This window comes from Pseudoalteromonas sp. S3785 (assembly GCF_005887365.1).
In the GTDB taxonomy this organism is placed as follows: Bacteria; Pseudomonadota; Gammaproteobacteria; order Enterobacterales; family Alteromonadaceae; genus Pseudoalteromonas.
Genome location: NZ_PNCT01000034.1, coordinates 1 through 22357, shown reverse-complemented (window position 1 = coordinate 22357; position 22357 = coordinate 1). Strand labels below are relative to the sequence as shown.

Here is a 22357-nt window from a genome sequence, read left to right as displayed (position 1 = left end):
AGTTCAGTTGGTTAGAATACCGGCCTGTCACGCCGGGGGTCGCGGGTTCGAGTCCCGTCCACTCCGCCACTTGTTATTTCCTCAATAGCAAGCTTATAAAATCCTTATTTAAATAATCATCACTAGAAATTACCTGTTCAAGTTTTTTTAGCGTTAAAACGTTAGTGTTTAAGCCATTCATCGCGCTTGTTTTTTATACAATCATTAAATTTATTAGATAACGAACAATAGTTAATTTAACGTATTTGATATTGATTTGTATTTCTATTTGTTTTAGTTTCTTTGCATTCGATAACTAACTTGGTTTGATATGCCAAACTCTTTCGCTTTTCAGCACACAACCCTGGAATTTAAAATTTTAGTCGTTGAAGATGATAACTTGCTCAACGAGCAAATGAGTGAGTTACTAACTGCTCAAGGTTATGCTGTAACGTCGTGTTTTGACGGTGATGATGCGTTGCACCTTGCGGTAACTCAAAGCTTTAACCTGATCTTATTAGATGTGATGTTACCGGGAAAAGATGGTTTAACGATGTTAAATATCTTGCGCAGTTGTAATAACACCCCGGTAATTATTGTCTCGGCAAAACATGCGGAAGAAGAGCGAATTAAGGGGTTATCTGCAGGGGCTGATGATTATCTTGCCAAACCATTTAACAGCCAAGAGCTGCTTTTGCGAGTCGACTCTGTCTTAAGGCGCGCTTTTAAACAAGACGGTAAAGCACCTTATGTTACCAATATTGAAGGGCTCGAAGTTGATAGTTTACATCAACAGGTGAGCTTACATGGCGCAGTAGTTTCCTTTACGCCTATTGAATTTGGTTTATTACATATTTTGATTAAAAATCAGGGGCAGATATTGCTAAAGCCTTTTTTATATCAAGTGGTATTGAATAAACGTTTTAGTCAATATGATCGTAGCCTAGATATGCATATGAGCCGAATACGAAAAAAGCTTAATAATGCGGGCTGGGACGGAACGCGTTTGCAAACGGTACACGGCAAGGGGTATTGCATTAAATGACCCGCCGTTTATTTTGGAAGCTATGTTTAATTATTGGCAGCGGTGTGGTGGCCATGTTTTATTTAATCAATGTTGCGGTCACTCACTTTGAAAACGATATGAGCATGCTCTCAGACTCAAGTCGTGCGCAATTACTTAAATGGCAAAAGCAAGCAGAAGATATTTTACACCAAGGCGATATTGAAGCGCTTGAACAGTGGGTTAGTAACTTACAACAACAAGAGAATATTTGGGCTGTGATTGCCCGAGCAGATGTAGTTGAGTTGGCTGGCAATCGAAACCATCGTTATGAATATACCGGTTATAACTTGGGTCGTAGTATTGATTGGAAAATTCACCTGTATTTTGATCATGCCCCAGTGATGCAATTACCATTTACTCATAACGAAGCAAGTTTAGTAGTGCAGCTGCCTGAGCGTATGCGCCCTGGTTCATTGTGGAATGCTACACGCCTATCATTACAGGTTTTTTTACCTATGTTGATTTTAGTGTGTTTATCCATTGTGTTATATCGCCATATTATGCACCCCATTAGGGAAATGGACAGTGCCACTCGCGCATTTAGTTCGGGAGACTATAGTGTGAGGGTAAGAAAACAGTTTGGCTCTCGCAAAGATGAATTAACCCAGTTGGCAGCTACTTTTGATTTAATGGCTGAGCGGATCAGCGAGCAAATTATGCACCAAAGAGTGCTGTTAACCGATTTATCCCACGAACTGCGTACACCACTGACACGCCTAGATATTGCTACAGACAACTTATTAGCCAAACAGCACGAATTTTCTCACGCAAATCAAGCGAAATTAGAGCGCATTCATAAAGAGTCGTTACATATTCGTAAGCTGGTTGAAGATACCTTAACTTTATCTTGGCTCGACAACGAATCGCCTCAGTTACGAGTAGAGTCGCTTGATATTGTAGACTTGCTTGAAATATTAATTGAAGATGCGCGTTTTGAATACCCCGATAAGCGAATAATAGCCCAGTTACCCAGTCAAGCGCTTATTGAAAATAGTAATCATAGGGCGCTTGGCCAAGCCATTGAAAATATATTAAGAAATGCACTGCGCTATACCCCAAAAAATAAACAAGTTGATATTAGTTGTCACGATAGTGGCAATAAATACCGGATTACTATTACCGATCAAGGTCCTGGGGTTCCTGAGCACTATTTAAATACTATTTTTAGACCCTTCTTTCGTGTTGACTCTTCTCGTTCGTGTAACAGCGATAGCTTTGGTTTAGGGCTAGCTTTAGCTCAACGTCAATTACATGCGATTGCAGCAGAGGTGGTGGCAAATAACAACGCAACAGGGGGCTTGAGCATGACACTATGGGTACCCAAAAAATAGGCTGGCAGAGGCGCATTTTTCTATGTGTAAAATGTAACAAATGTAAAATTGCTATACACAGCCATGAAAGGTAATGATAATTCTTTTTATTTACAAAAAAGGATACTTACCTTGAAAAAGTTAGCCCTAGCCAGCGCTATTGCTGGTGTATTTAGCTTATCTGCAGTTGCTGAACAACAAAACGAAACAACAAAAACGTCTGTTGAACAAATTACGGTTGTGGGCTCTGCCACTAACCTCACTGTTTCGGCCGAAGAAATTGAGCAATATCAAGCTAATGACTTAGCAGATATCTTCCGCTACTCTCCTTCTGTAAGCGTGGGCGGCTCAGTTGGGGTAGCACAAAAAATATACATTCGTGGTGTTGAAGATTCCTTGCTAAACATTACAGTGGATGACGCCCAGCAAACGTCAACACTATTTCACCATATTGGCCGTGTAACAATTGACCCTGACTTATTACAACAGATTGATGTGCAGGCCGGTGCTGGCGAAGCAACCAGCGGTCCAGGTGCAATAGGTGGCTCAATTCGATTTAAAACAAAAAACGCACAGGATTTATTACAAGAAGACGAACAGTTTGGCGGACGTGTTAAAGCCAGTTACTTTTCAAACGATGGTACTCGTTTTAGTGGTAGTGCCTATGGCAAGCTAAGTGATACCTGGGGTGTTTTAGGCTACTTTAGCACTGTTGAGCGCAATAACATGGAAGATGGCGATGGAGATTCCATTTATGGCACTGCAGCAGATCAAGATATGTTATTTATTAAAGCCAGCGGAGAGCTTGCTAATAACCACTACCTGTCGCTTAGTGTAGAGCAGCGTGATGAAGAGGGTGAGTTTTCGGCTCGCCCTAACTGGGCTGTACAAGAAGGCGGAGCGTTATACCCAAGTGAAGCCCAACGCGATACTTATGTTGCAAATTATACCTTCTCATATAGCCAGTTATTACATTTAGAACTGAGTGCATATAAAACAGAATCATCTTTTGAAGGTGGACGTTTTGCATGGCTTGCCGATATTGATACCTATGGCTTTGATATTAGAAATACCAGCATTATTGATGAACATAAATTGATCTATGGTGTTGATTATCGTGATGATGAAGTCAGCAGTGGCCCTGCCTCTGGAGCAAAAGAGAATGCTGAGCAAGGCAGTGTTTTAGGTGTATATGCTCAAGGTTATAGCGATATTACACCTCAGTTATTACTAAGCTACGGGGTACGCTACGACAGCTACAAATTCCAACAACACATTTTATTAGATGAATACTATGGCACGCCTATCACAGAAAGTGCATCAAGTTTAGATGACAGTGAAGTGAGCTTCAATGTGGGCTTAGCCTACGATATAAATGAAGCGTGGACGTTCGGCTTAGGCTATGCAGAAGCTGCAAGAGGAAAACAAATAGGTGATGGTTTCACCCTTGACGGGTATTTATATGATGGCTCGGATGCGCCGGTTGTATCTGAAAGCCTGGTTCCTGAGACGGTAACAAATATTGAAGCTTCAATCTCTTACTCAAGTGAAAACTTATCAGCTAAAGCCAGTATTTATAATTCAGCCTTAGATGATGTAATTTTTGAAGGGTATGAAGGTAACTCGGTATACAATAATATTGGTACGCTTAATACCAAAGGGGTTGAGTTTGACCTAGCTTATCGAGTACAGGCATTTGATTTCTTCTTGGGCTTTTCTGCTACTGATACTGAACTTGAACCACGTGATGGCATATACTCTGTAAACTATGATGCAATTGATATTAATGGTTACGAATTTGCTGGCTTAGGTAATAGCCGAGGCAATACTTGGGTCGCTGGCGTTGATTATACGATTAATACCGATGCAAAGGTTGGTTTAAGTGTAACTAAAGTTGACTCGCTGGATATAGATACATTACATCAAGCGGTTGATTTAGGTTGGACTGATTCAATTTATACATCAAATAAGCCAAGTCACACCACCGTTGATATTTATTCTCAGTGGCATGTTACTAATGAACTGTTATTTAATGTGGCAATTACGAATTTATTTGACTCGCTTTATATCGATCATTCAAGCGTAGGTGACTATAGTGAAGTTTTCCCTACCGTTGTCGGGCCTTATGAAGCTGGACGTGATATTCGCTTATCTGTCTCATATCAATTTTAAGATATAGTTTTAATATTATGTTCTTAAAATTTTTTAAAAAGTGGGTCTTTTGGACCCACTTAGTTATTGGTGTTTTTGCGGGCTTATTTATTTTTACAATGGCTTTTACAGGGGCTATTTTAACTTATGAACGACAAATCGTTGAGCTCAGTGAAATGCGCTTTACGGTGGATAAGGTTGACCAACAAGACACTTTATCAACCGATGAGGTAGTGGCTATTTTGCAAAAAATGCACCCAGATGAGCCGCATATTTACATTCGTTGGGTAAATAGGGAAGGGGCGGCTATTCCAGCGTGGGCAGGTAAACATAGCTATTTATTACATCCATACTCTGGTTCTGTGTTACGTGAGGGTGAAGGGGTTGCAGCAGACTTTTTCCATGTTGTTACTGACCTGCATCGGTATTTATTGTTGCACGGACCAGCACAAGTTGTAGGAAAAAATATCAACGGTTATGCCAATCTATTGTTTATCTTTTTATTGCTATCTGGAGCCTACCTTTGGATCCCGAAACGATTTAATCGATCGGCACTGAAAGGCCGTTTATTATTAGCAAGAAAATATAAACATACTCAACAACGAGATCGGCAATGGCATTTTGTGTTTGGCTTTTGGTGTTTGCCTATCTTGTTGGTTTTGTCGTTAACAGCAACATTGTTTCACTTTGATTGGGCCAATAAAGCGTTATATGGCGCATTTTCTCAAGATGTACCAGTAAGAGAGAGGCATCCGCCAGTAACAGATTTATCGGCCGATACTCAGCCTTATGAAGTGTTACTGCAACAGGCTAAAGCGCATGCACATAATAATGGTGCAGCTGATTGGTATTCAATCTGGATAGAGCTAGGCAGTAAAAAGCATGAAGCTAGGTTTTATATCGATACCAGTATTGGTCATCGACAGGAGCTAGCATATTCATTGTACTTAGATACCCAAACCGGAGATCAGATAAGAACCTTAAGAAAATCAGATTGGTCGCCTGGCGATCAAGCATGGGGCACCGCGCGGTTTTTACATACAGGTGAATATTTTGGTGTCATTGGGCAAACAATTGCTGGTATTGCTTCTCTTTTTTGCTGTTTACTGGTTTACACTGGTATTGTTTTAGCCTGGCAGCGTTTAGTGCCTAGACGTAAAGTTAAAACTTAGCAGAGCAAATATAAGCAGATAAATTTTTAGTCAACTAAGCCGCTTTAATTTTATTAAGGCGGCTTTTTCATTGGTGCGGATTGCAAAACACGGCAACTTGACCCAACATATCGCTCATGGAGTGTAGAAGTACAGTGTTACATCACAATGAATAGTGCTTTTTGATATGTTGCTACAAGGGTCTGAAAAATAGAGTAAACAATGATACAAGTTAAAGGATTACATAAGCAGTTTGGTCATACTATTTTGTATGAAAATTATAATAGAGAATTTTTAGCACCTAAATTATGCATCGAAGCACCTAATGGCCAAGGGAAAACAACGCTATTAATGATGTTAGCGGGGCTTGAAACTTACCAAAGTGGTAAGCTTTTGTTTTCTGGAAGCGCATTAACCGAACCACATAAGCAAGTTGCTATAGCCTCAGATTGTATTGCTTTACCTGACTTCTTAACAGCAAAGCAAATAATTAACTTATCCTCAAATACATTTGGCTGTCGTTGGCCAACAGCTATACTTGATGGATTTCTAAATACACGTTTTAACGCTCTATCATCAGGTAATCAAAAAAAATGTCAGTTAATTTTAGCGCTTATGCGCGATGCACCCTACTTACTGTTAGATGAACCCAGTGCAGCGCTTGATCAAGCGAGTATTGCGTATTTATTAACTTTACTTGATGAATATTTAGTACATAAGCCACAAGGTCAAATAATTATTACCTGTCACGAGCCAGCTGCTTTTGTAAAACATGGCTTTGAGTGTATGCCTTTATGATTGCAAATTTAAAACACTCAGTTGGCCAATACCGCTTTTTTATGGATTATCGTTTTGGGGCATACAAGGCCGAGCTTACGCAATTATTTTTACAACTGAAAAGCTTTGGGTTGTTATTTTTAGTGGTGTTAGGCTCATCAGTATTAGGTTTAGTATTACTACTACTTTTAGGGCTTGGAAAAATTATTGATAGTAGTGATGCACCTCAATATGGTGCGCAAATGGCTTGGCTGTATTTGTTGCTACAAAGTGTCATGTTAAGCGCTATGAAGTCTGCAATAAAGAACTCCCCCCAGCGAGCGTTTCAACAGATGTTGGTAAAGCGATATTGGCTAGTCTTAATAGATATAAAGTTTTTGCTGTTAAGTAATGGCTGGTTGATTGCAAGCCTTGTTATCGCAATAGATCTAAGCATAAACCAGTGGCTTCAAGTGCCGCATTTTTTGGTGTTTTTACTATTACAATTTACGCTCGGCATTTTATGTTTATACAAACCAATAGCACTTGTTTATGGATTTTTGTTATCCGCAATGTGGTTAATGGTGCCGTTTGATGTAAGTCCACTGGTTTATCAGTGTGGGTTTGTGTTGTTATTTGCCTTAAGTAGCTTAATGGCACCTTTTAATTTTACGGCTAAATTAGAGCTAAGCTCACTTACCGGCTTTTGGCTTATGTTTTTTATGCAAAACAGTTGGACTTTAGTTTGGCGAGGGGCTCTATTGCTGTGCGTCTTTGTTGTATCGCAGGTGTTGCTACAACAGCGAGCTGATTTAGTTACTATTTTCAGTATTGTTTCACTTGCCTATTTGGTGTTGTTTAGTAGCTCATTGCACTTTGATTGTAGTCATATACATCAACAATACAGTGTGTTTTTTAAAATGCAGAACAAGCAAACAGCCTTTTATGCTAGCCAATTTATCCCAAGTTTAGTTGTGTTATTGCCCGCACTTATTGGGTATATGATCTTATTCAATCTGACAAATAGCGTATTGGTGTTAATAGGTATTATTTGGTGCTTATTGCAACAAGTTATCGCACAAAAAAAACCAGCGCATTACGCGCTGGTTTGGATGATCACAACAGGCGGACTGTTGACGGCGTTAACCTAAAGGTTAAGCGGCATCTGCTTTGCTGTCTTCACTTTTACGTGCGGCTTTGCCTGCTAATAAATCAGCGGGGTCAAAGTCATCTACGTTAATTACATCTAAACGGGCTTTTTCTACAGCAGCTAATTTATCAGCTTCTGCTTGGCTTAATATGCCAGCTTCAAGGCCCATTTGCGCTACTTTATCAAGTTGGAAGAATGGCAGTTTAACGCCTTTTTCTTTACATACTCTTTCAAATAACGGCTCTACAGCGAGTACATCTTTAAGTGTTTGCTCTTGACGGCCAACTAGATTTAGTGGCTCATCTTTTAAGTAAACATAACTTGCTAAACGGTTACGCGTTTCGCTTGGTACTTGTAGAATCTGTGCTAGTTTATGTTCAAGCTTGTCGGTAGGTTTACGAACCGGGCGACCAAACGGGAATAACAATACTTTTAATACGCCACGTAATGGAGCAGACGGCATGTTATTAATCAAATCAGCTAGAGCACGTTGGCAATGGTAAAGATGATCCTGACAGCTCCATTTTACTAGGGCTAAATCTTCTTGCTTACGGCCTTCGTCGTTGTAACGTTTAAGCGTTGCAGACACTAAGTATAAGTAGCTTAGTAAGTCACCTAAACGTGCCGAAATACGTTCTTTACGTTTAAGCGAGCCACCAAATACTGCCATGCTAATGTCAGACATTAGGGCAAGTGATGCACTAAAGCGTGATGCTATACGGTAAAACTCTGCTGTGTCGTCTTTGTAAGGTACGCTGGTAAAACGTGCACCGGTAAGGGCAAGCCACTTAGTACGTACAAGGTTCGACATAGTAAAGCCAATGTGGCCCATTAGCGCTTTATCAAATACGTTAAGCGCTTCTTCGCGGTCTTCAATTTCACAGGCACCAAGCTCTGTAAGTACAAATGGATGACAACGAATTGCACCTTGACCATAAATAATCATATTACGGGTCAAGATGTTGGCACCTTCTACTGTAATAGCAATAGGGGCACCTTGATAGCCACGACCTAAATAGTTATTTGGCCCAAGCATAATCCCTTTACCGCCAAGTACATCCATTGCATGAATGGTCGACTCGCGCATTTGCTCAGTAAGGTGGTATTTAATAATAGCTGATACAACAGATGGCTTTTCACCTAAATCTACCGCACCAGTCGACATGCTAACTGCTGCATCTGAGCTGTAAGCATAACCTGCAAGTTTAGCCAAAGACTCTTCAACACCTTCCATTTTACCAATAGGTAAACGGAACTGACGACGAATACGGCTATAAGCACCTGTTGCTGTTGCGATTGTTTTAATGCCACCGGCAGAGTTTGACGGCAACGTAATTGCACGACCTACCGATAAACATTCAACCAGCATGCGCCAGCCCTGGCCAGCCATTTCTGGGCCACCAATAATGTAATCAAGAGGAACAAATATGTCTTTACCGCGGGTCGGGCCATTTTGAAATGGTACGTTAAGCGGGAAGTGGCGACGACCAATCTCAACACCTGGTGTGTTAGTTGGGATAAGTGCACAGGTAATGCCTGGCTCTTTGTTGTCGCTTAGTAAACCATCTGGATCTTGCAGTTTAAAGGCAAGACCAAGTACAGTGGCCACAGGGGCAAGGGTAATGTAACGCTTGTTCCAGGTAAGGCTAATACCTACCACTTCTTCGCCGTTCCATTGCCCTTTACACACAACACCGTAATCAGGAATTGAGCTTGCGTCAGAGCCTGCTTCTGGCGAGGTTAATGCAAAACATGGAATTTCTTGGCCTTGGGCTAAGCGCGGCAAATAATGATTTTTTTGATCCTCAGTACCGTAGTGCTGTAGTAATTCACCCGGGCCTAACGAGTTTGGTACACCTACAATTGAAGAAAGCAGGGTAGACTTACTGGTTAGCTTTTGCAGAACACATGATTGTGCAAATGCAGAAAACTCTAAACCGCCGTATTCTTTTTTGATGATCATGGCAAAGAATTTATTATCTTTTAGATATTGCCATACATCTTGCGGTAAATCGGTAAGCTCGTGTGTTGCTTCCCAATCATCTAGCATGCTACAAACTACTTCGACAGGGCCATCAATAAAGGCTTGCTCTTCAATAGTGAGTTTAGGTACTGGATATTGGTGCAGCTTTTTCCAATCTGGGTTACCACAAAATAAATCAGCTTCCCACCACGTAGTACCTGCATCGATTGCTGACTTTTCAGTATCAGACATGCTTGGCGTTACTTTTTTAAAGGTAGTAAAAATCGGCTTGATTATATATTGCTGACGAATGCCAGTAACAGAAAGAGGTACCGCGATGATCAAAAAGATCAACCAGCTAATTAAACCAAAAGCACCCGCAAAGGTACCAATTAATAAAGTTGCGGCAGAAACACCAAGTGCTGTGTTCCAACTCGCTCTGTGGTAAACCGCGATGCTGAGCAGTGCGATTAAGCCGAGTGTAAATATGAGTGTCATTGCTTATTCCTTAATAGAGGTCAGACCACCTCAGTTAGAGTAGCGCTAGTGAGCGTAAGTTTCAAGTACATTACAGTGTTAAATTAACGACAAACTTGCTATTTTGCTTATCACAATTCCCTTTATGAGGGACGAGCATGCACCACTACTGTGTTTAATTCAATCACAACGCTTATTTAAGCGCTAAAAATCAGTAAATCAGCTAGCCAAAAAAGTTTTTTTAAGTAAGTATGTTTGTTGTAGTGCACAGTAAATTAAAGCGCTATTTATACGTATTTTTTAAGGGTTAGTTTATTAATGTGTGAATTACTTGGCATGTCAGCCAACGTACCTACGGATATTTGTTTTAGTTTTTCAGGCCTATTAGAGCGTGGTGGTAATACTGGCCCGCATAAAGATGGTTGGGGTATTACATTTTACGAGGGCAAAGGGTGTAGAACCTTTAAAGATCCTGAACCAAGTTATCAATCAGAAATTGCCAAACTGGTAAAAGCCTACCCCATTAAAAGTGTGTCGGTAATTAGCCATATTCGCCAAGGAAACCGTGGCCGAGTGTGCCTTGAAAATACCCATCCGTTTACCCGTGAGCTTTGGGGGAGGGAGATCACCTATGCACATAATGGCCAGTTATCTAACTATCATGATTTAAAGCCAGAGTATTATCGCCCAGTGGGTAACACCGACAGCGAGCTGGCATTTTGTTGGTTGCTTGACAAAATTCGCGAAAAGTACCCAAAACGCCCCTCTAATATGGCCTCTGTTTTTAGATACGCGGCAAAGCTTTCAAATACGCTACGTGAAAAGGGTGTATTTAATATGCTGTTGACCGATGGTGTATTTGTTTTAGCTTACTGCACAAATAACTTACATTACATAACGCGCCGTGCGCCATTTGGTAAAGCGACATTAATTGATGCTGATATGGTGGTAGACTTTCAAAAAGAGACAACCCCAAACGATGTGGTAACTGTTATTGCAACAAGGCCGCTTACTAATGATGAACGTTGGCAAAAAATGGAGCCAGGGGAGTTTGCGTTATTTAAAATGGGCGAACTAATTTAGTTAAACAGCCTCTAATTAAACACAAAAAACGCGATATAAAATCGCGTTTTTTGTGTTTGCTATCACCGTGTTTACGGCGCTTCTGACCTAACTTCACTGCTACCAGTGGCTGGAGTAGAAACAGGTTGGGTAACCGTAAATGAATTCATTTGTACTTCAAACTGCTCCATGCCTTTTTCGCCTTTCCACATACGTACTAGCATGTAGTCCATTTCTGGCGCAAACCAAGCAAGGGCTTGGCGTTTATCGTTATCGTATAAACGTTTTACTTTTATAGCTTCTACGTTGCCAATTGGCAGCGAAATCATTTCTTTGCCAACCACTTCAAAGTTGTAGTCGCGGCGATTGCCTTTTTTATCAATAAGCGGAAACGAAAAATATGTTTCGCCTTTTTTTAAACCTTCGCGTACTTGTACTTGGTACGAAATAGCATCTTGAAATTCGTCAGTCCATTCGCATTTTAGCGGGTATTCGCTGGTGCTGCTGGTGACCACTTTATTTTGTGTATCGAAGTCTATTTTATAATCTTTATCTGGGCCGGTGCCGGTACGTACCATATTGTAATGATGTGGCGTGACTTTGTTATCTAAAAAAGTAAATACAGAGGTTTCTTCTCGCTTGTCAGAGAAAATCATCCACTCAATATTGCTGTGATAAGTAAGTTGATATGTTTGCTCACCAACTTTTTTAAGTTCGCGTACAGCCTCGCCATGATTTTTACCTTTACGTAAAATATCGTAGCTGGCTTGATATTCTGTTAGTTCGCCTGCAATTAGGCTAGTAGGAAGTAAAGCGCCCACACATAACAGCAGGGCACTTATTTTTTTATTGTGGGTAGTGCGCGCCGTGTGCAGGAAGTTGTTTTTCGTCAAGAACTGCATAATCTGCTTCCATCGTAAGTCTGTGTTCACTGAACCATTTGACCACCAAAGGATAGATTATATGCTCTTGTTCGTGCACGCGTTTAGCTAATGTCTCTGCTGTATCATCCTTGAGTACAGGTATTTGCGCTTGAAGAATAACCGGACCGCCGTCTAATTCTTCAGTAACAAAGTGAACACTTACGCCATGAACATCGTCTTTTGCATCAATTGCTCTTTGGTGGGTATTCAGCCCCTGATACTTAGGCAACAAAGATGGATGAATGTTCAACATTTTTCCAACATATTTTTGCACTAAGCCAGGAGTAAGAATACGCATAAACCCAGCTAATACAACTAGATTTGGCATAAAAGAGTCAATTACATTCATTAATTGCGCATCATAGGCCTCGCGCGAGTCAAAATCTTTATGACTGAGCACTTTTGTAGCAATGCCTGCTTGTTTTGCACGCTCGAGGCCGTAAGCGTCTGCTTTGTTGCTGATAACAGCTGCTATGTGCCCGTTTATTTCGCCGCGCTCGCAGGCATCAATAATGGCTTGTAAATTAGAACCACTACCCGATATTAATACCACTAAGCGAATGGGTGCCATTACTTAGCACCACCTACAATTTCAACTTGCTCTTCACCAGCTACGGCATCGTGAATTTCACCAAGGTGCCAAGCGTTTTCGCCAAGCTCTTTTAAAATACTTAAACTTTGCTCAAGCGCATCGGCTGGTACTACTAATACCATGCCTACACCACAGTTAAATGTGCGGTACATTTCGTGCGTAGTAATATTGCCGTTTTCTTGCAACCAGTTAAAAACGGTTGGCCACTGCCAGCTATCACCTTTAACCACTGCTTTTGCAGAATCGGGTAACACGCGAGGAATATTTTCCCAAAAGCCGCCACCAGTAATATGCGATAGGGCATGTACGTCTACCTGCTTAAATAACTCCAGTAACGGTTTAACGTAAATACGGGTTGGCTCCAATAAATGCTCGCCTAAAGTTTTACCGTCAATAGTTTGGTTGGTATCGGCGTTTGATACTTCAAGCACTTTACGAATTAAAGAAAAGCCATTTGAGTGAGGACCGCTAGAGGCAAGCGCAATAAGTTGATCGCCGGCAGCTACCTTTGTGCCATCAATAATTTTAGATTTTTCTACCACACCGGTACAAAAGCCTGCCATGTCGTAGTCTTCACCATCGTACATACCCGGCATCTCTGCTGTTTCGCCGCCAATCAGGGCACAGCCAGAAATCTCACAGCCTTTACCAATACCGGTTACTACATCGGCCGCTGTGTCTACATCTAGTTTACCTGTTGCATAGTAATCTAGAAAAAACAGGGGTTCAGCGCCTTGTACTATTAAATCGTTTACACACATTGCAACTAAATCAATACCTACAGTGTCGTGTTTTTTTAAGTCGATAGCTAAACGTAGTTTAGTACCTACACCGTCAGTACCTGCTACTAGTACTGGCTGTTTGTAACCTTCTGGAATTTCGCAAAGAGCGCCAAAACCACCAATTCCGCCCATTACTTCTGGACGACGCGTTTTTTTAACTACGCCTTTAATACGCTCAACAAGTGCATTACCAGCGTCGATATCTACGCCCGCGTCTTTATAGCTTAATGACTGTTTTTGTTCGCTCACAGGTTTTCCTCAAATAATTGCTTGGGGTTGCTTTTCGATAGCTTAGAAACGCGCGTATTTTACAACAATTGCAACTGCGCGGCTAGCTCAAATATAGTTTTGAAATAATTAACAAGGACACTTGTCCGCTGCCTGTTGTTTAAATAAACAAAAAAACGCCCGTAGGCGTTTTTTTAGTAATTAAAGGCGTTAAATTAATAGCTATGCTTTTGCAGTTAAAATAGCTCTAAGTGGAGCAGGGTAACCTTCAATGGTTTTACTGGTATCGTTTGGGTCTAAAAAATCAACTAACGATTCGTTTTCCATCCAGTCGGTCTTGCGTTGCTCATCAAGCGTGGTAATTGCGCAATCTTTTATTTGCACATCTTTAAAGCCAACGCGCTCCATCCACAGTTTGAGTGCAGCAGTACTTGGAATAAACCACACATTGCGCATTTTTGCGTAGCGGTCAGTAGGTACCAATACGGTGTTTTCGTCGCCTTCAATCACTAAGGTTTCAAGCACTAACTCGCCACCTGGGCGAAGCTGCGCTTTTAACTGCGCTAAAAAATCAATTGGCGAGCGACGATGATAAAGCACCCCCATCGAAAACACCGTATCAAAGGCTTTAAGCTCGGGGAGGGCTTCTACACCTAGCGGTAATAAATGCACGTTTTCATCTGGGTTGTAATGTTTAATGGCCTGAAACTGACACAAAAATAAATCAGACGGGTCAATACCCACAACAAAATTTGCCCCCTCTCCGCGCATGCGCCATAAGTGATAGCCAGAGCCACAGCCTATATCTAACACTGTACGGCCTTTTAATGGCTCAATGTGAGGAAGCAGACGGTCCCATTTCCAATCGCTGCGCCACTCTGTATTTATTTCAATACCGTGTACAGTAAAGGGACCTTTTCGCCATGGCATCATGCGTTTTAATAAATGCGTAGCTTGTTTTTGCTCGCCTTCGCTCATTTCCCCCGGTGCGCCAATTTCTACTTTAGTAGCAATATCAACGTGGGTTGTTTTTACTTCAGGCAAATTTTTAAGTACTTTTTGCCATTTTGGTAAATCGCCATGGCTTGCCTCGTTTTGCCAATGTTTTAATTGACCGGGCAGGGTTTCTAGCCAGTGGCTAAGCGGGCTTTGTGCAATTGCTGCGTAAAATTGGTTAAACCATTGAGACATACATTACTCTTTTTATTTAATTGCTACCATTGAGCAAAAATTAAAACATTGATACCACACCTGCGTTTGGCTAAAACCAATGTCGCTTAAACGATTAAAGTGCGTGCTTAGTGTATCGGGGCGCATCACGTTTTCAATGGCTGTACGTTTTTGGCTTATTTCAAGCTCTGAGTAGCCATTGTGGCGTTTAAAGTCGTGGTGCAAATCAATTAATAAATTATCGCACTGTTCGTTTTCGGCTTTAATTTTTTCGCTAAGGAGTAGTACGCCACCGGGTTTTAAGTTAGCGTAAATTTTTTCAAGCACGGCCTGGCGCTGTAAAGGCGGAATAAATTGCAAGGTAAAATTCATGGCCACTACCGAGGCATTTTGAATTTCAAGCTCGTTAATATCGCCTAAAGTTACAGTAACAGGCACGTCAGACTTAAAGCCTTGTAAATGTACCTTACAGCGCTCAACCATAGCTTGGGAGTTATCTACAGCAATAATGTGGCAGTTATCGGTACGAATGTTACGGCGCATACTTAGGGTAACCGCACCAAGCGAGCAGCCTAAATCGTAAAGGTTTGAATTACTTTGCGCATATTCACCGGCCAATTTACCCATAGTGCTTACAATGGTGGCGTACCCAGGCACAGAGCGCTGGATCATATCCGGAAAAACCTCAACCACATTTTGGTCAAAGCTAAAATCTTTTACTTGTTGCTCAGAGGCGTAAATACTGTCTTTTATACTCACTAAGGCAGTCTCTTTAAAAATAATGGCACTATTTTAACATTTTATGCTGGATAGTCAGTGATAAATTCAGTAGCTTGGCTAGAATTATGAATAATAAGTATAAAAGAGAACGTTAAATGAGCAAAAGTAAGGTAATTAGCACAGACGATATATTAGCAACCCTATGTCATTCAGTGACTGGGGTCCTGTCATCAGCCAGTGGCAACGAAATTAGCTACTCCGCCATGGTGCAAAAAATAACACGCACCTGTATGCGACCAGACATTGGTTGTTTTGTATTATTTGATGGTGGCTTTACAGGCCTTGTTGTAACCAACTTTACTGCGCAAGCGGCAATGGAAATTTACGGCGATTACATGCGCAATATGGGCATGCCTGAAGAAGAAATTGCCCACAGTCATTTATCCGATGACGTTTCAAATGTAATGGGCGAGCTGATGAACCAAATTGTAGGCGACTTTACCTCTAAAGTGCGTGAGCAATTACATACTTCTATTACACAAAACCAGCCAAAAATGATGGCAATCAACAAGCAAGTGCAAATATCGGTAGATACTACAATGGATCGCCCTCAAGCACGCCGCGTAACCTTTACTACGCGCAACCAAAATATCTTTTACCTAGAGCTGGCAATGGATAAAACGGAGTTTATTAAACTACACGACTTCGACATTGTAGAAGCCATAGACCCAGATGATATTATTGAAAATGAAGCTAAACAAAAGGCTCAAAAAGAGAAAGCTAAGTCAAAAGAAGCAGAGCAAGATGATGCCGATGACGACTTTATGGCTGAACTAGGGCTGTAATGTAGGTTGGGTTGAGCGAAGCGAAACCCAACACGCTTTTGAGCTGTCAGTTTTAAACTTTTAGCGGTCAGTATAAAAGTTACGATAGAGAACGCGATTTTAAATCGCGTTTTTTATTATTGAGCATTTTGATTACGAATTAGGTTGTATTTATAATTTCGCTGACCGCTGACCGCTGACCGCTGACCGCTGACCGCTGACCGCTGACCGCTGATCAATAAGGATTCTCTCCCATCGCTACTACCACACAAAAAATCCGTAAATCTAACTCCAACTGATGATACTGCGGCTCCATGTGGCAGCACAGTTTATAAAAGCTTTTGTTGTGATCTTTTTCTTTAAAGTGGGCGAGCTCGTGCACCACTAATGCTTTTAATAAAGGCTCGGGTGCACGCAGCAAATCACTGTTAATCGCTAAATCGTGCTTTCGGGTTTTACCTTGCATGCGGTAGGTGTGAGTACCGAGTGCGTTGGTGACCATATCGCCTTGTTTTTTAAATGCAGCACGGCCAAACGGTGGGGCGTTTTTTAAATACTGTTTTTTTAAATCTGTAGCGTAGCTGTAAAGCAGTTTATCGGTGGTGATGGTGTGTGCGTGTGGGTATTTTTTAAGTAAGTAGTCACACACCTTGTTGTTATTTATAAGGCTTAATACTTGCTCAATAATGTTAGCTGGGTAGCCGGTAAAGTAACGTGCGTATTCACTCATTTTTATTCTCTATTTAAAAAAGCGTAGGCTGATGGGCTTCTTTTTCGCCACTGAATGGGTTTAATACCGGGTGATTATACCCTAGGTCTTTACAAAACTGCCTAGCAAGTAACGGAGACTCTTGGTTGTCGGCAGTATGAAAAAACACATACGGGCTTTTACCCTCATCAAGCCATTGTTTTACTTTACCAAGCCACGGTTTGTAAAAAGATTTATAGTCGTTTTGTAAATCGGCTATGACAAAGCGGGCCATGGGCTGCGAGCCAGTCGCTATTGCATGTACAGGTAAGTGGGGCTTTTTTTGTTGCGCATCTATTAGCGCCTCGGTGGTGGGCTTTACTGCAAAAAGCGCACGGGTATCCATAGAAATACGGTTTATATTATTTGCCATTAATAGCTGATTAAGGGCAATTTCGGCCTCACCTTTTTTAAAAAAATCAGTATGGCGTACTTCTACGCCGTAATTTAGCTCTTTGGGGAGCAAGCTAATAAATTGCGTTAATTTAGGTAAATCGTTTGGACCAAACGCTTTAGGTAATTGCAGCATTATTTGCCCTGTTTTTTCGAGTATTGGGGCAAATAACGCAAGCCAGTCATTAAGTTCTGTTTGAACATTACTAAGCGCAAGCTCGTGGCTAAAACGGCGATGAAATTTAAACGTGAACTTAAAATTGTCGGGTACGCTTTGTGCCCAGCGTAAAACGGTGCTTGGTGCTGGATCTGCGTAAAAGCTGGTGTTGCCTTCAACTGAGTTAAAATGCTGGGCATATTGGTTTAGCATATCGGCATTTTTACATTGGCGGGTAAATAAGTTGCCTTTCCAGGCGCTGCTCGACCACTGAGGGCATCCAATATATAACATAAAAAGGGTGGCTTAATGACTTTGTGGCGTAAGTGTACCAAATACATAGCGTGCTTGCTGTAAATTCAACCGCCGAAGTTCAACACGCCCTAGCATCTTGATACTACTTGGGTATAATGCAGGGCTTAATTCGATTATTTTTAGATTGCTAGCGGCTTTATTTGTATTGTGGTGACCTGTTTTTTAAATCACACGCCTTAAAACAAATAAATTTAACCGTTCAAGCCTTTTATCTGACAGGAAAACTATGCGCTCTATATATTGCGGACAGCTAAATAAAACTCACGTAGATCAAGAAGTTGAACTATGTGGCTGGATCAACAAACGACGTGACCTTGGTGGACTTATCTTTGTCGATTTACGCGATAGAGAAGGGTTAGTACAAGTTGTATTCGATCCAGAGGTTAAAGGGTTAATGGATACCGCTAACAAACTTCGTCAAGAATTTTGTGTTCAGTTAAAAGGGGTTGTTCGTGCACGCCCAGAAAGCCAAGTTAATAAAGACATGGCAACAGGCGAAGTAGAAATTTTAGGTACTGAGCTAACTATTATTAACCGCTCTGAGCCGCTTCCACTTGATTTTAATCAAACCAATTCAGAAGAGCGCCGTTTAAAGTACCGCTACTTAGATTTACGTCGCCTTGAAATGAGCGACCGTATTAAACTACGCGCTAAAGCAAGCAGCTTTGTTCGTCGCTTTTTAGATGACAATGGCTTTTTAGACATTGAAACACCTGTACTTACCAAAGCAACACCAGAAGGTGCACGCGATTACTTAGTACCGAGTCGTGTTCATAAAGGTAGCTTTTATGCATTACCACAGTCACCACAGTTGTTTAAGCAATTGTTGATGATGTCGGGTTTTGACCGTTACTACCAAATTGTTAAATGTTTTCGTGATGAAGATTTACGTGCCGATCGTCAACCTGAATTTACCCAAATAGATTTAGAAACCTCGTTCATGAGCTCTGATCAAGTACGTGCTATGACCGAAAAAATGATCCGTGAAATGTGGCAATCATTATTAAACGTTGATTTAGGCGATTTCCCAATTATGCCTTACTCTGAGGCAATGAGCCTATACGGTTCTGATAAACCAGATTTACGTAACCCAATGAAGCTTGTTGATGTAGCTGATTTGGTAAAAGATGTTGAGTTTAACGTATTTTCAGGCCCAGCTAACGACGAAAAAGGCCGCGTTGCTGTATTAACAGTACCAGGTGGCGCTAAACTTTCGCGTAAGCAACTTGACGATTACACTAAGTTTATTGGTATTTACGGCGCTAAAGGCATGGCGTGGATGAAAGTAAACGACCGTGATGCCGGTGCTGAGGGCGTTCAATCTCCAGTGGCTAAGTTTTTAAACGAAGAGGTAATTACCCAGTTACTTGAGCGTACTAACGCACAAACGGGCGATATTATTTTATTTGGTGCCGATAAACGCAACGTTGTAAACGAAGCTATGGGCGCGCTTCGCTTGAAGATTGGTGTTGATTTAGAAATCACTAACCTTGATAGTTGGGCGCCACTTTGGGTTGTTGACTTCCCAATGTTTGAAGAAGATGACGAAGGCACGTTACATGCTGTGCATCATCCATTTACTGCACCTAAAGATATTAGCGCTGAAGAGCTTGAAGCAAACCCAGCAGCGGCTATTTCAGATGCCTACGACATGGTATTAAATGGCTACGAAGTAGGTGGTGGTTCGGTACGTATTCATAATGCAGATATGCAAGAGGCCGCATTTAGAATTTTAGGTATTGAAGCACAAGAGCAACAAGACAAGTTTGGCTTTTTACTTGATGCCCTTAAATACGGCACACCACCACATGCTGGTTTAGCCTTTGGCCTTGACCGTTTAGTTATGCTTTTATGTGGTACTGATAACATTCGTGACGTTATTGCGTTCCCTAAAACCACTCAAGCATCGTGCTTATTAACCGATGCACCTAGTAAAGCGAATAGCGACTCGTTAACTGAGCTTGCGATCAGTGTGGTAGAAAAAGCAATACCTAGCGAAGAGTAATATCGCGCGCAGTAGATGCGCCTCGCTAGATTTAAAAGCCCTTAGGAGTATGCCTAGGGGTTTTTTTATGGTTAAATTTAAAGTAGTTTAAATATTATACTAATCGATTTAAATATTTAGCCTTTTATGATTCTATTTATTTGTCGCTATAAATGGTTAGTAACTTAAGCAGATTGGTAGTATCCAATAGAGAGGGAGTTCTTATGTCGTTTAATCTCACATTATTTGGTGAATTTTTAGCGTTTTTTATTTTATTTTGCATTCCAATTTTTGCGCTTATTAGCTACAAAATAGGTAAACGTAAAAGCACCATGCCGGGCGTGTTAGCCTTTGTAGGTGGATGCTTAGCGATATTTCCGCTTTTTGGCCTAATTTTTATCGCCTTATTAGCGCTTAAACAAGATTTGCCAAAAACCAGCCCTTATGCCCATTAAACAACCCTAAATACGGACACGTAGTCACAGTGCCAATTTCAAATAATAACTATTATTGCGATCAGCAATTTAGTGCCTTACAGCTAGCAAAAAATACAATCGAAAACACAGAATTTGAAGCGTGTACGTTTACTGAGTGTGATTTCTCACAGGCGCAATTTAAAACGTGTCGATTTATAGAGTGCAGTTTTAAAAATTGTAATTTGTCGTCACTCAAGTGGGACTATAGCTCCCTTGAAAGTGTAAGCTTTAGCCATTGTAAGTTAAACAGCGTGCAATGGGGCGATGCAGATTGGGGAGCGCTAAGTATAAATGCGCCGGTGAGCTTTAATAGCTGTGAGCTTAGTAACAGCTCTTTTTTTGACTTAACGTTAAATTCACTAAAATTAATTCATTGCTTTGCAAAAAATGTTGATTTTAGACATGCCAATTTAAAGCAAAGTACATTTACAGGGAGTAATTTTCGCGATAGTGAGTTTTTTCAAACCAATTTAACTAAGTGTGACTTTGTTGGCGCAACTGAGTTTAATATTGATTTGAACAATAATATATTAGCGGGGGCAAAGTTTGAGCGCTTTGAAGCACTTAACTTGCTTACAAGCCTTGATATAGAGCTCTGTAACTAATTATCCGATGATTGAGGTTATATAGAAGCTCAAATTATGAGCTTCTAAATAAGTTAGTGACCAGTAGCTAACTAATTAACAGCTAGGGCCATTTTTGTTACGTGCGCTTGCAAGTGTGCGGGCAATTTCAAGCAGTGCAGGGGTAATGTCATCAGCGCCGTCTTTAATCAACTTAGTTACATCACCTGATGAATATAAGCTATCGCGCGGCGACTTAATGCCAAGCTCGCGAACAAAGTCTTTTGTTTTACCTGTACTGCCCGTTTCAATAAATTTAAAAATAATACGCTCGTTGTTACTTTTTGGCTCGGCCTGTAAGACGGCGATTTCTTCTTTATAGGCTTCTATGCGACTTTGCAAAATGTCGATACGTTGTTCAATAGTGCTGTATGATTTCATGGGGTACTTTTCTAAATTAACTAAAAATAATACCCGTATTATCGCATACATTAGCAATGGCGCGCGCTAACCTTTATAGTAAAAGTTATTTTTATTTAAAAACAATAATTTATACGATTTAAAACATGCATAAAATAATAAAAAAGTTACTAACATTAAGCGCATTTAGCCTAAGTGCGAGTTTAATGTCACCATTAAGCGTTGCTGATGACGATGTAATAGTGGATCAAAGCCGCAATCGAACCATACCTATCAATATCACGCTTCCAAATAACAGTAATCAATGCAACGAGCAGGCAAAGTGCCCCGTAGCATTTGTAAATGCAGGCTATGGCATTAGCCACAATAACTACTCATTTGCGAGTAAGCTATTTAATGCACAAGGCTATTTAAGCATTGCAGTTGCACATGAGCTAAAAACCGACCCTGCGCTTAATCGCATACAGCCTTATTTAACCACCCGCATGGAAAACTGGCACCGCGGTGTAGTAACACTTAGGTTTTTAGTTAATCAGCTAAGTGCGCAATACCCTGAGTATGACTTTTCCCAGCTCACGCTATTTGGGCACTCGAACGGCGGCGATATATCCGCTTTATACGCTGCAATCTATCCAAATGAAGTAAGCCAAATAATTACCCTCGATCACCGCCGTATGCTAACCCCACGTAATAAAAACATACGCGTGCTTACACTACGTGGTAGTGATTACGAAGCCGATGCGAATGTTTTATTAAATGAAACAGAGCTTAAAGAGTTTCCGGTTAGCCAAGTAATGATTGAAAAATCGCGCCATAACGATATGTATGACGGCGGGCCAGCGTGGCTGGTGGATAGAATGAGTAAAGAAGTAGGGGCGTTTTTAAATTAACAAAAATTTGTATAGCTTTATTTTAGGGCCTGTTGACCCTTCAGGGTTATAATTTGTTCAATCTAGGGGCCATTTAATCACGGCGCGAGGTTTGTAACCTAGTGGGC

General features: G+C 41.0%; 21 protein-coding genes. 12 read left to right on the top strand and 9 right to left on the bottom strand.

Annotated elements, in window-relative coordinates:
• The first annotated feature begins 310 nt into the window (after positions 1–310).
• The 6 genes from CWC17_RS09835 (at position 311) to CWC17_RS09810 (ending at position 7564) form a co-directional block, all read left to right on the top strand.
• Entirely contained in the window at positions 311–1024 is a 714-nt protein-coding gene (locus tag CWC17_RS09835; protein WP_055017259.1) for a response regulator transcription factor, read from the top strand.
• Positions 1021–2376 carry a histidine kinase sensor domain-containing protein gene (locus CWC17_RS09830; RefSeq protein WP_138612735.1) on the top strand — a complete coding sequence of 452 codons (1356 nt, stop codon included), beginning with the start codon at positions 1021–1023 and terminating at the stop codon, positions 2374–2376. Before CWC17_RS09835 ends, CWC17_RS09830 begins: the two co-directional genes overlap by 4 nt.
• 111 nt (positions 2377–2487) lie before the next feature.
• On the top strand, positions 2488–4527 hold the full coding sequence (locus tag CWC17_RS09825) for a TonB-dependent receptor plug domain-containing protein (RefSeq protein ID WP_249935914.1): 2040 nt from the start codon (positions 2488–2490) through the stop codon (positions 4525–4527).
• A 17-nt stretch (positions 4528–4544) separates the two neighbouring features.
• Entirely contained in the window at positions 4545–5678 is a 1134-nt protein-coding gene (locus tag CWC17_RS09820; RefSeq protein ID WP_138612733.1) for a PepSY-associated TM helix domain-containing protein, read from the top strand.
• A 201-nt stretch (positions 5679–5879) separates the two neighbouring features.
• On the top strand, positions 5880–6455 hold the full coding sequence (locus tag CWC17_RS09815) for an ABC transporter ATP-binding protein (protein WP_138612732.1): 576 nt from the start codon (positions 5880–5882) through the stop codon (positions 6453–6455).
• The gene (locus CWC17_RS09810; RefSeq protein WP_138612731.1) at positions 6452–7564 is read left to right on the top strand and encodes a DUF6136 family protein; all 1113 of its coding nucleotides are present in this window, start codon (positions 6452–6454) and stop codon (positions 7562–7564) included. The genes CWC17_RS09815 and CWC17_RS09810 overlap by 4 nt, the downstream gene beginning before the upstream one ends.
• Positions 7565–7567: 3 nt before the next feature.
• On the opposite strand, the gene fadE is transcribed toward CWC17_RS09810, so the two are convergent.
• Positions 7568–10024 carry an acyl-CoA dehydrogenase FadE gene (gene fadE / locus CWC17_RS09805; protein ID WP_055019251.1) on the bottom strand — a complete coding sequence of 819 codons (2457 nt, stop codon included), beginning with the start codon at positions 10022–10024 and terminating at the stop codon, positions 7568–7570.
• Between the two features lie 297 nt (positions 10025–10321).
• Here fadE and CWC17_RS09800 point away from each other — a divergent pair, with 297 nt between their 5' ends.
• Positions 10322–11086 carry a class II glutamine amidotransferase gene (locus tag CWC17_RS09800; protein WP_138542534.1) on the top strand — a complete coding sequence of 255 codons (765 nt, stop codon included), beginning with the start codon at positions 10322–10324 and terminating at the stop codon, positions 11084–11086.
• Positions 11087–11157: 71 nt separating this feature from the next.
• Here CWC17_RS09800 and CWC17_RS09795 read toward each other — a convergent pair whose 3' ends face one another.
• The 5 genes from CWC17_RS09795 to cmoA form a co-directional block, all read right to left on the bottom strand.
• On the bottom strand, positions 11158–11895 hold the full coding sequence (locus CWC17_RS09795; RefSeq protein ID WP_055017291.1) for a DUF3108 domain-containing protein: 738 nt from the start codon (positions 11893–11895) through the stop codon (positions 11158–11160).
• Between the two features lie 16 nt (positions 11896–11911).
• Complete coding sequence (gene purN, locus CWC17_RS09790) at positions 11912–12559, bottom strand: phosphoribosylglycinamide formyltransferase (protein ID WP_138612730.1); 648 nt, start codon at positions 12557–12559, stop codon at positions 11912–11914.
• The gene (purM, locus tag CWC17_RS09785) at positions 12559–13611 is read right to left on the bottom strand and encodes a phosphoribosylformylglycinamidine cyclo-ligase (RefSeq protein ID WP_138612729.1); all 1053 of its coding nucleotides are present in this window, start codon (positions 13609–13611) and stop codon (positions 12559–12561) included. The genes purN and purM overlap by 1 nt, the downstream gene beginning before the upstream one ends.
• A 201-nt stretch (positions 13612–13812) precedes the next feature.
• The gene (gene cmoB / locus CWC17_RS09780; protein WP_138542532.1) at positions 13813–14781 is read right to left on the bottom strand and encodes a tRNA 5-methoxyuridine(34)/uridine 5-oxyacetic acid(34) synthase CmoB; all 969 of its coding nucleotides are present in this window, start codon (positions 14779–14781) and stop codon (positions 13813–13815) included.
• Positions 14782–14793: 12 nt separating this feature from the next.
• Positions 14794–15519: a carboxy-S-adenosyl-L-methionine synthase CmoA gene (gene cmoA, locus CWC17_RS09775; protein ID WP_004588942.1), complete on the bottom strand. Its 726-nt coding sequence runs from the start codon at positions 15517–15519 to the stop codon at positions 14794–14796.
• Positions 15520–15635: 116 nt separating this feature from the next.
• On the opposite strand from cmoA, the gene CWC17_RS09770 reads away from it, so the two are divergent.
• Positions 15636–16325, top strand: coding sequence for a DUF3334 family protein (locus CWC17_RS09770; protein WP_055013885.1), 690 nt, complete (start codon positions 15636–15638; stop codon positions 16323–16325).
• A gap of 214 nt (positions 16326–16539) precedes the next feature.
• Here CWC17_RS09770 and CWC17_RS09765 read toward each other — a convergent pair whose 3' ends face one another.
• Together CWC17_RS09765 and CWC17_RS09760 are read right to left on the bottom strand one after the other, a co-directional pair.
• Positions 16540–17034: a M48 metallopeptidase family protein gene (locus tag CWC17_RS09765; protein WP_138542657.1), complete on the bottom strand. Its 495-nt coding sequence runs from the start codon at positions 17032–17034 to the stop codon at positions 16540–16542.
• A gap of 13 nt (positions 17035–17047) precedes the next feature.
• Positions 17048–17896: a DUF72 domain-containing protein gene (locus tag CWC17_RS09760; RefSeq protein ID WP_138612728.1), complete on the bottom strand. Its 849-nt coding sequence runs from the start codon at positions 17894–17896 to the stop codon at positions 17048–17050.
• 247 nt (positions 17897–18143) lie between these two features.
• Here CWC17_RS09760 and aspS point away from each other — a divergent pair, with 247 nt between their 5' ends.
• From aspS to CWC17_RS09745, 3 genes are all read left to right on the top strand, one after another.
• The gene (gene aspS / locus CWC17_RS09755) at positions 18144–19922 is read left to right on the top strand and encodes an aspartate--tRNA ligase (RefSeq protein WP_138542655.1); all 1779 of its coding nucleotides are present in this window, start codon (positions 18144–18146) and stop codon (positions 19920–19922) included.
• Positions 19923–20125: 203 nt separating this feature from the next.
• A complete protein-coding gene (locus CWC17_RS09750) occupies positions 20126–20356 on the top strand; it encodes a hypothetical protein (RefSeq protein WP_055013881.1) in 231 nt (76 codons plus the stop codon).
• Between the two features lie 29 nt (positions 20357–20385).
• Positions 20386–20982 (top strand): pentapeptide repeat-containing protein, encoded by a 597-nt coding sequence (locus CWC17_RS09745; protein WP_138612727.1) that lies wholly within the window; start codon positions 20386–20388, stop codon positions 20980–20982.
• Positions 20983–21057: 75 nt separating this feature from the next.
• On the opposite strand, the gene CWC17_RS09740 is transcribed toward CWC17_RS09745, so the two are convergent.
• Positions 21058–21381: a hypothetical protein gene (locus CWC17_RS09740; RefSeq protein ID WP_055014122.1), complete on the bottom strand. Its 324-nt coding sequence runs from the start codon at positions 21379–21381 to the stop codon at positions 21058–21060.
• Positions 21382–21506: 125 nt separating this feature from the next.
• Between CWC17_RS09740 and CWC17_RS09735 the strand changes: the two genes are divergently transcribed.
• The gene (locus tag CWC17_RS09735) at positions 21507–22250 is read left to right on the top strand and encodes an alpha/beta fold hydrolase (RefSeq protein ID WP_138612726.1); all 744 of its coding nucleotides are present in this window, start codon (positions 21507–21509) and stop codon (positions 22248–22250) included.
• Positions 22251–22357: the final 107 nt, after the last annotated feature.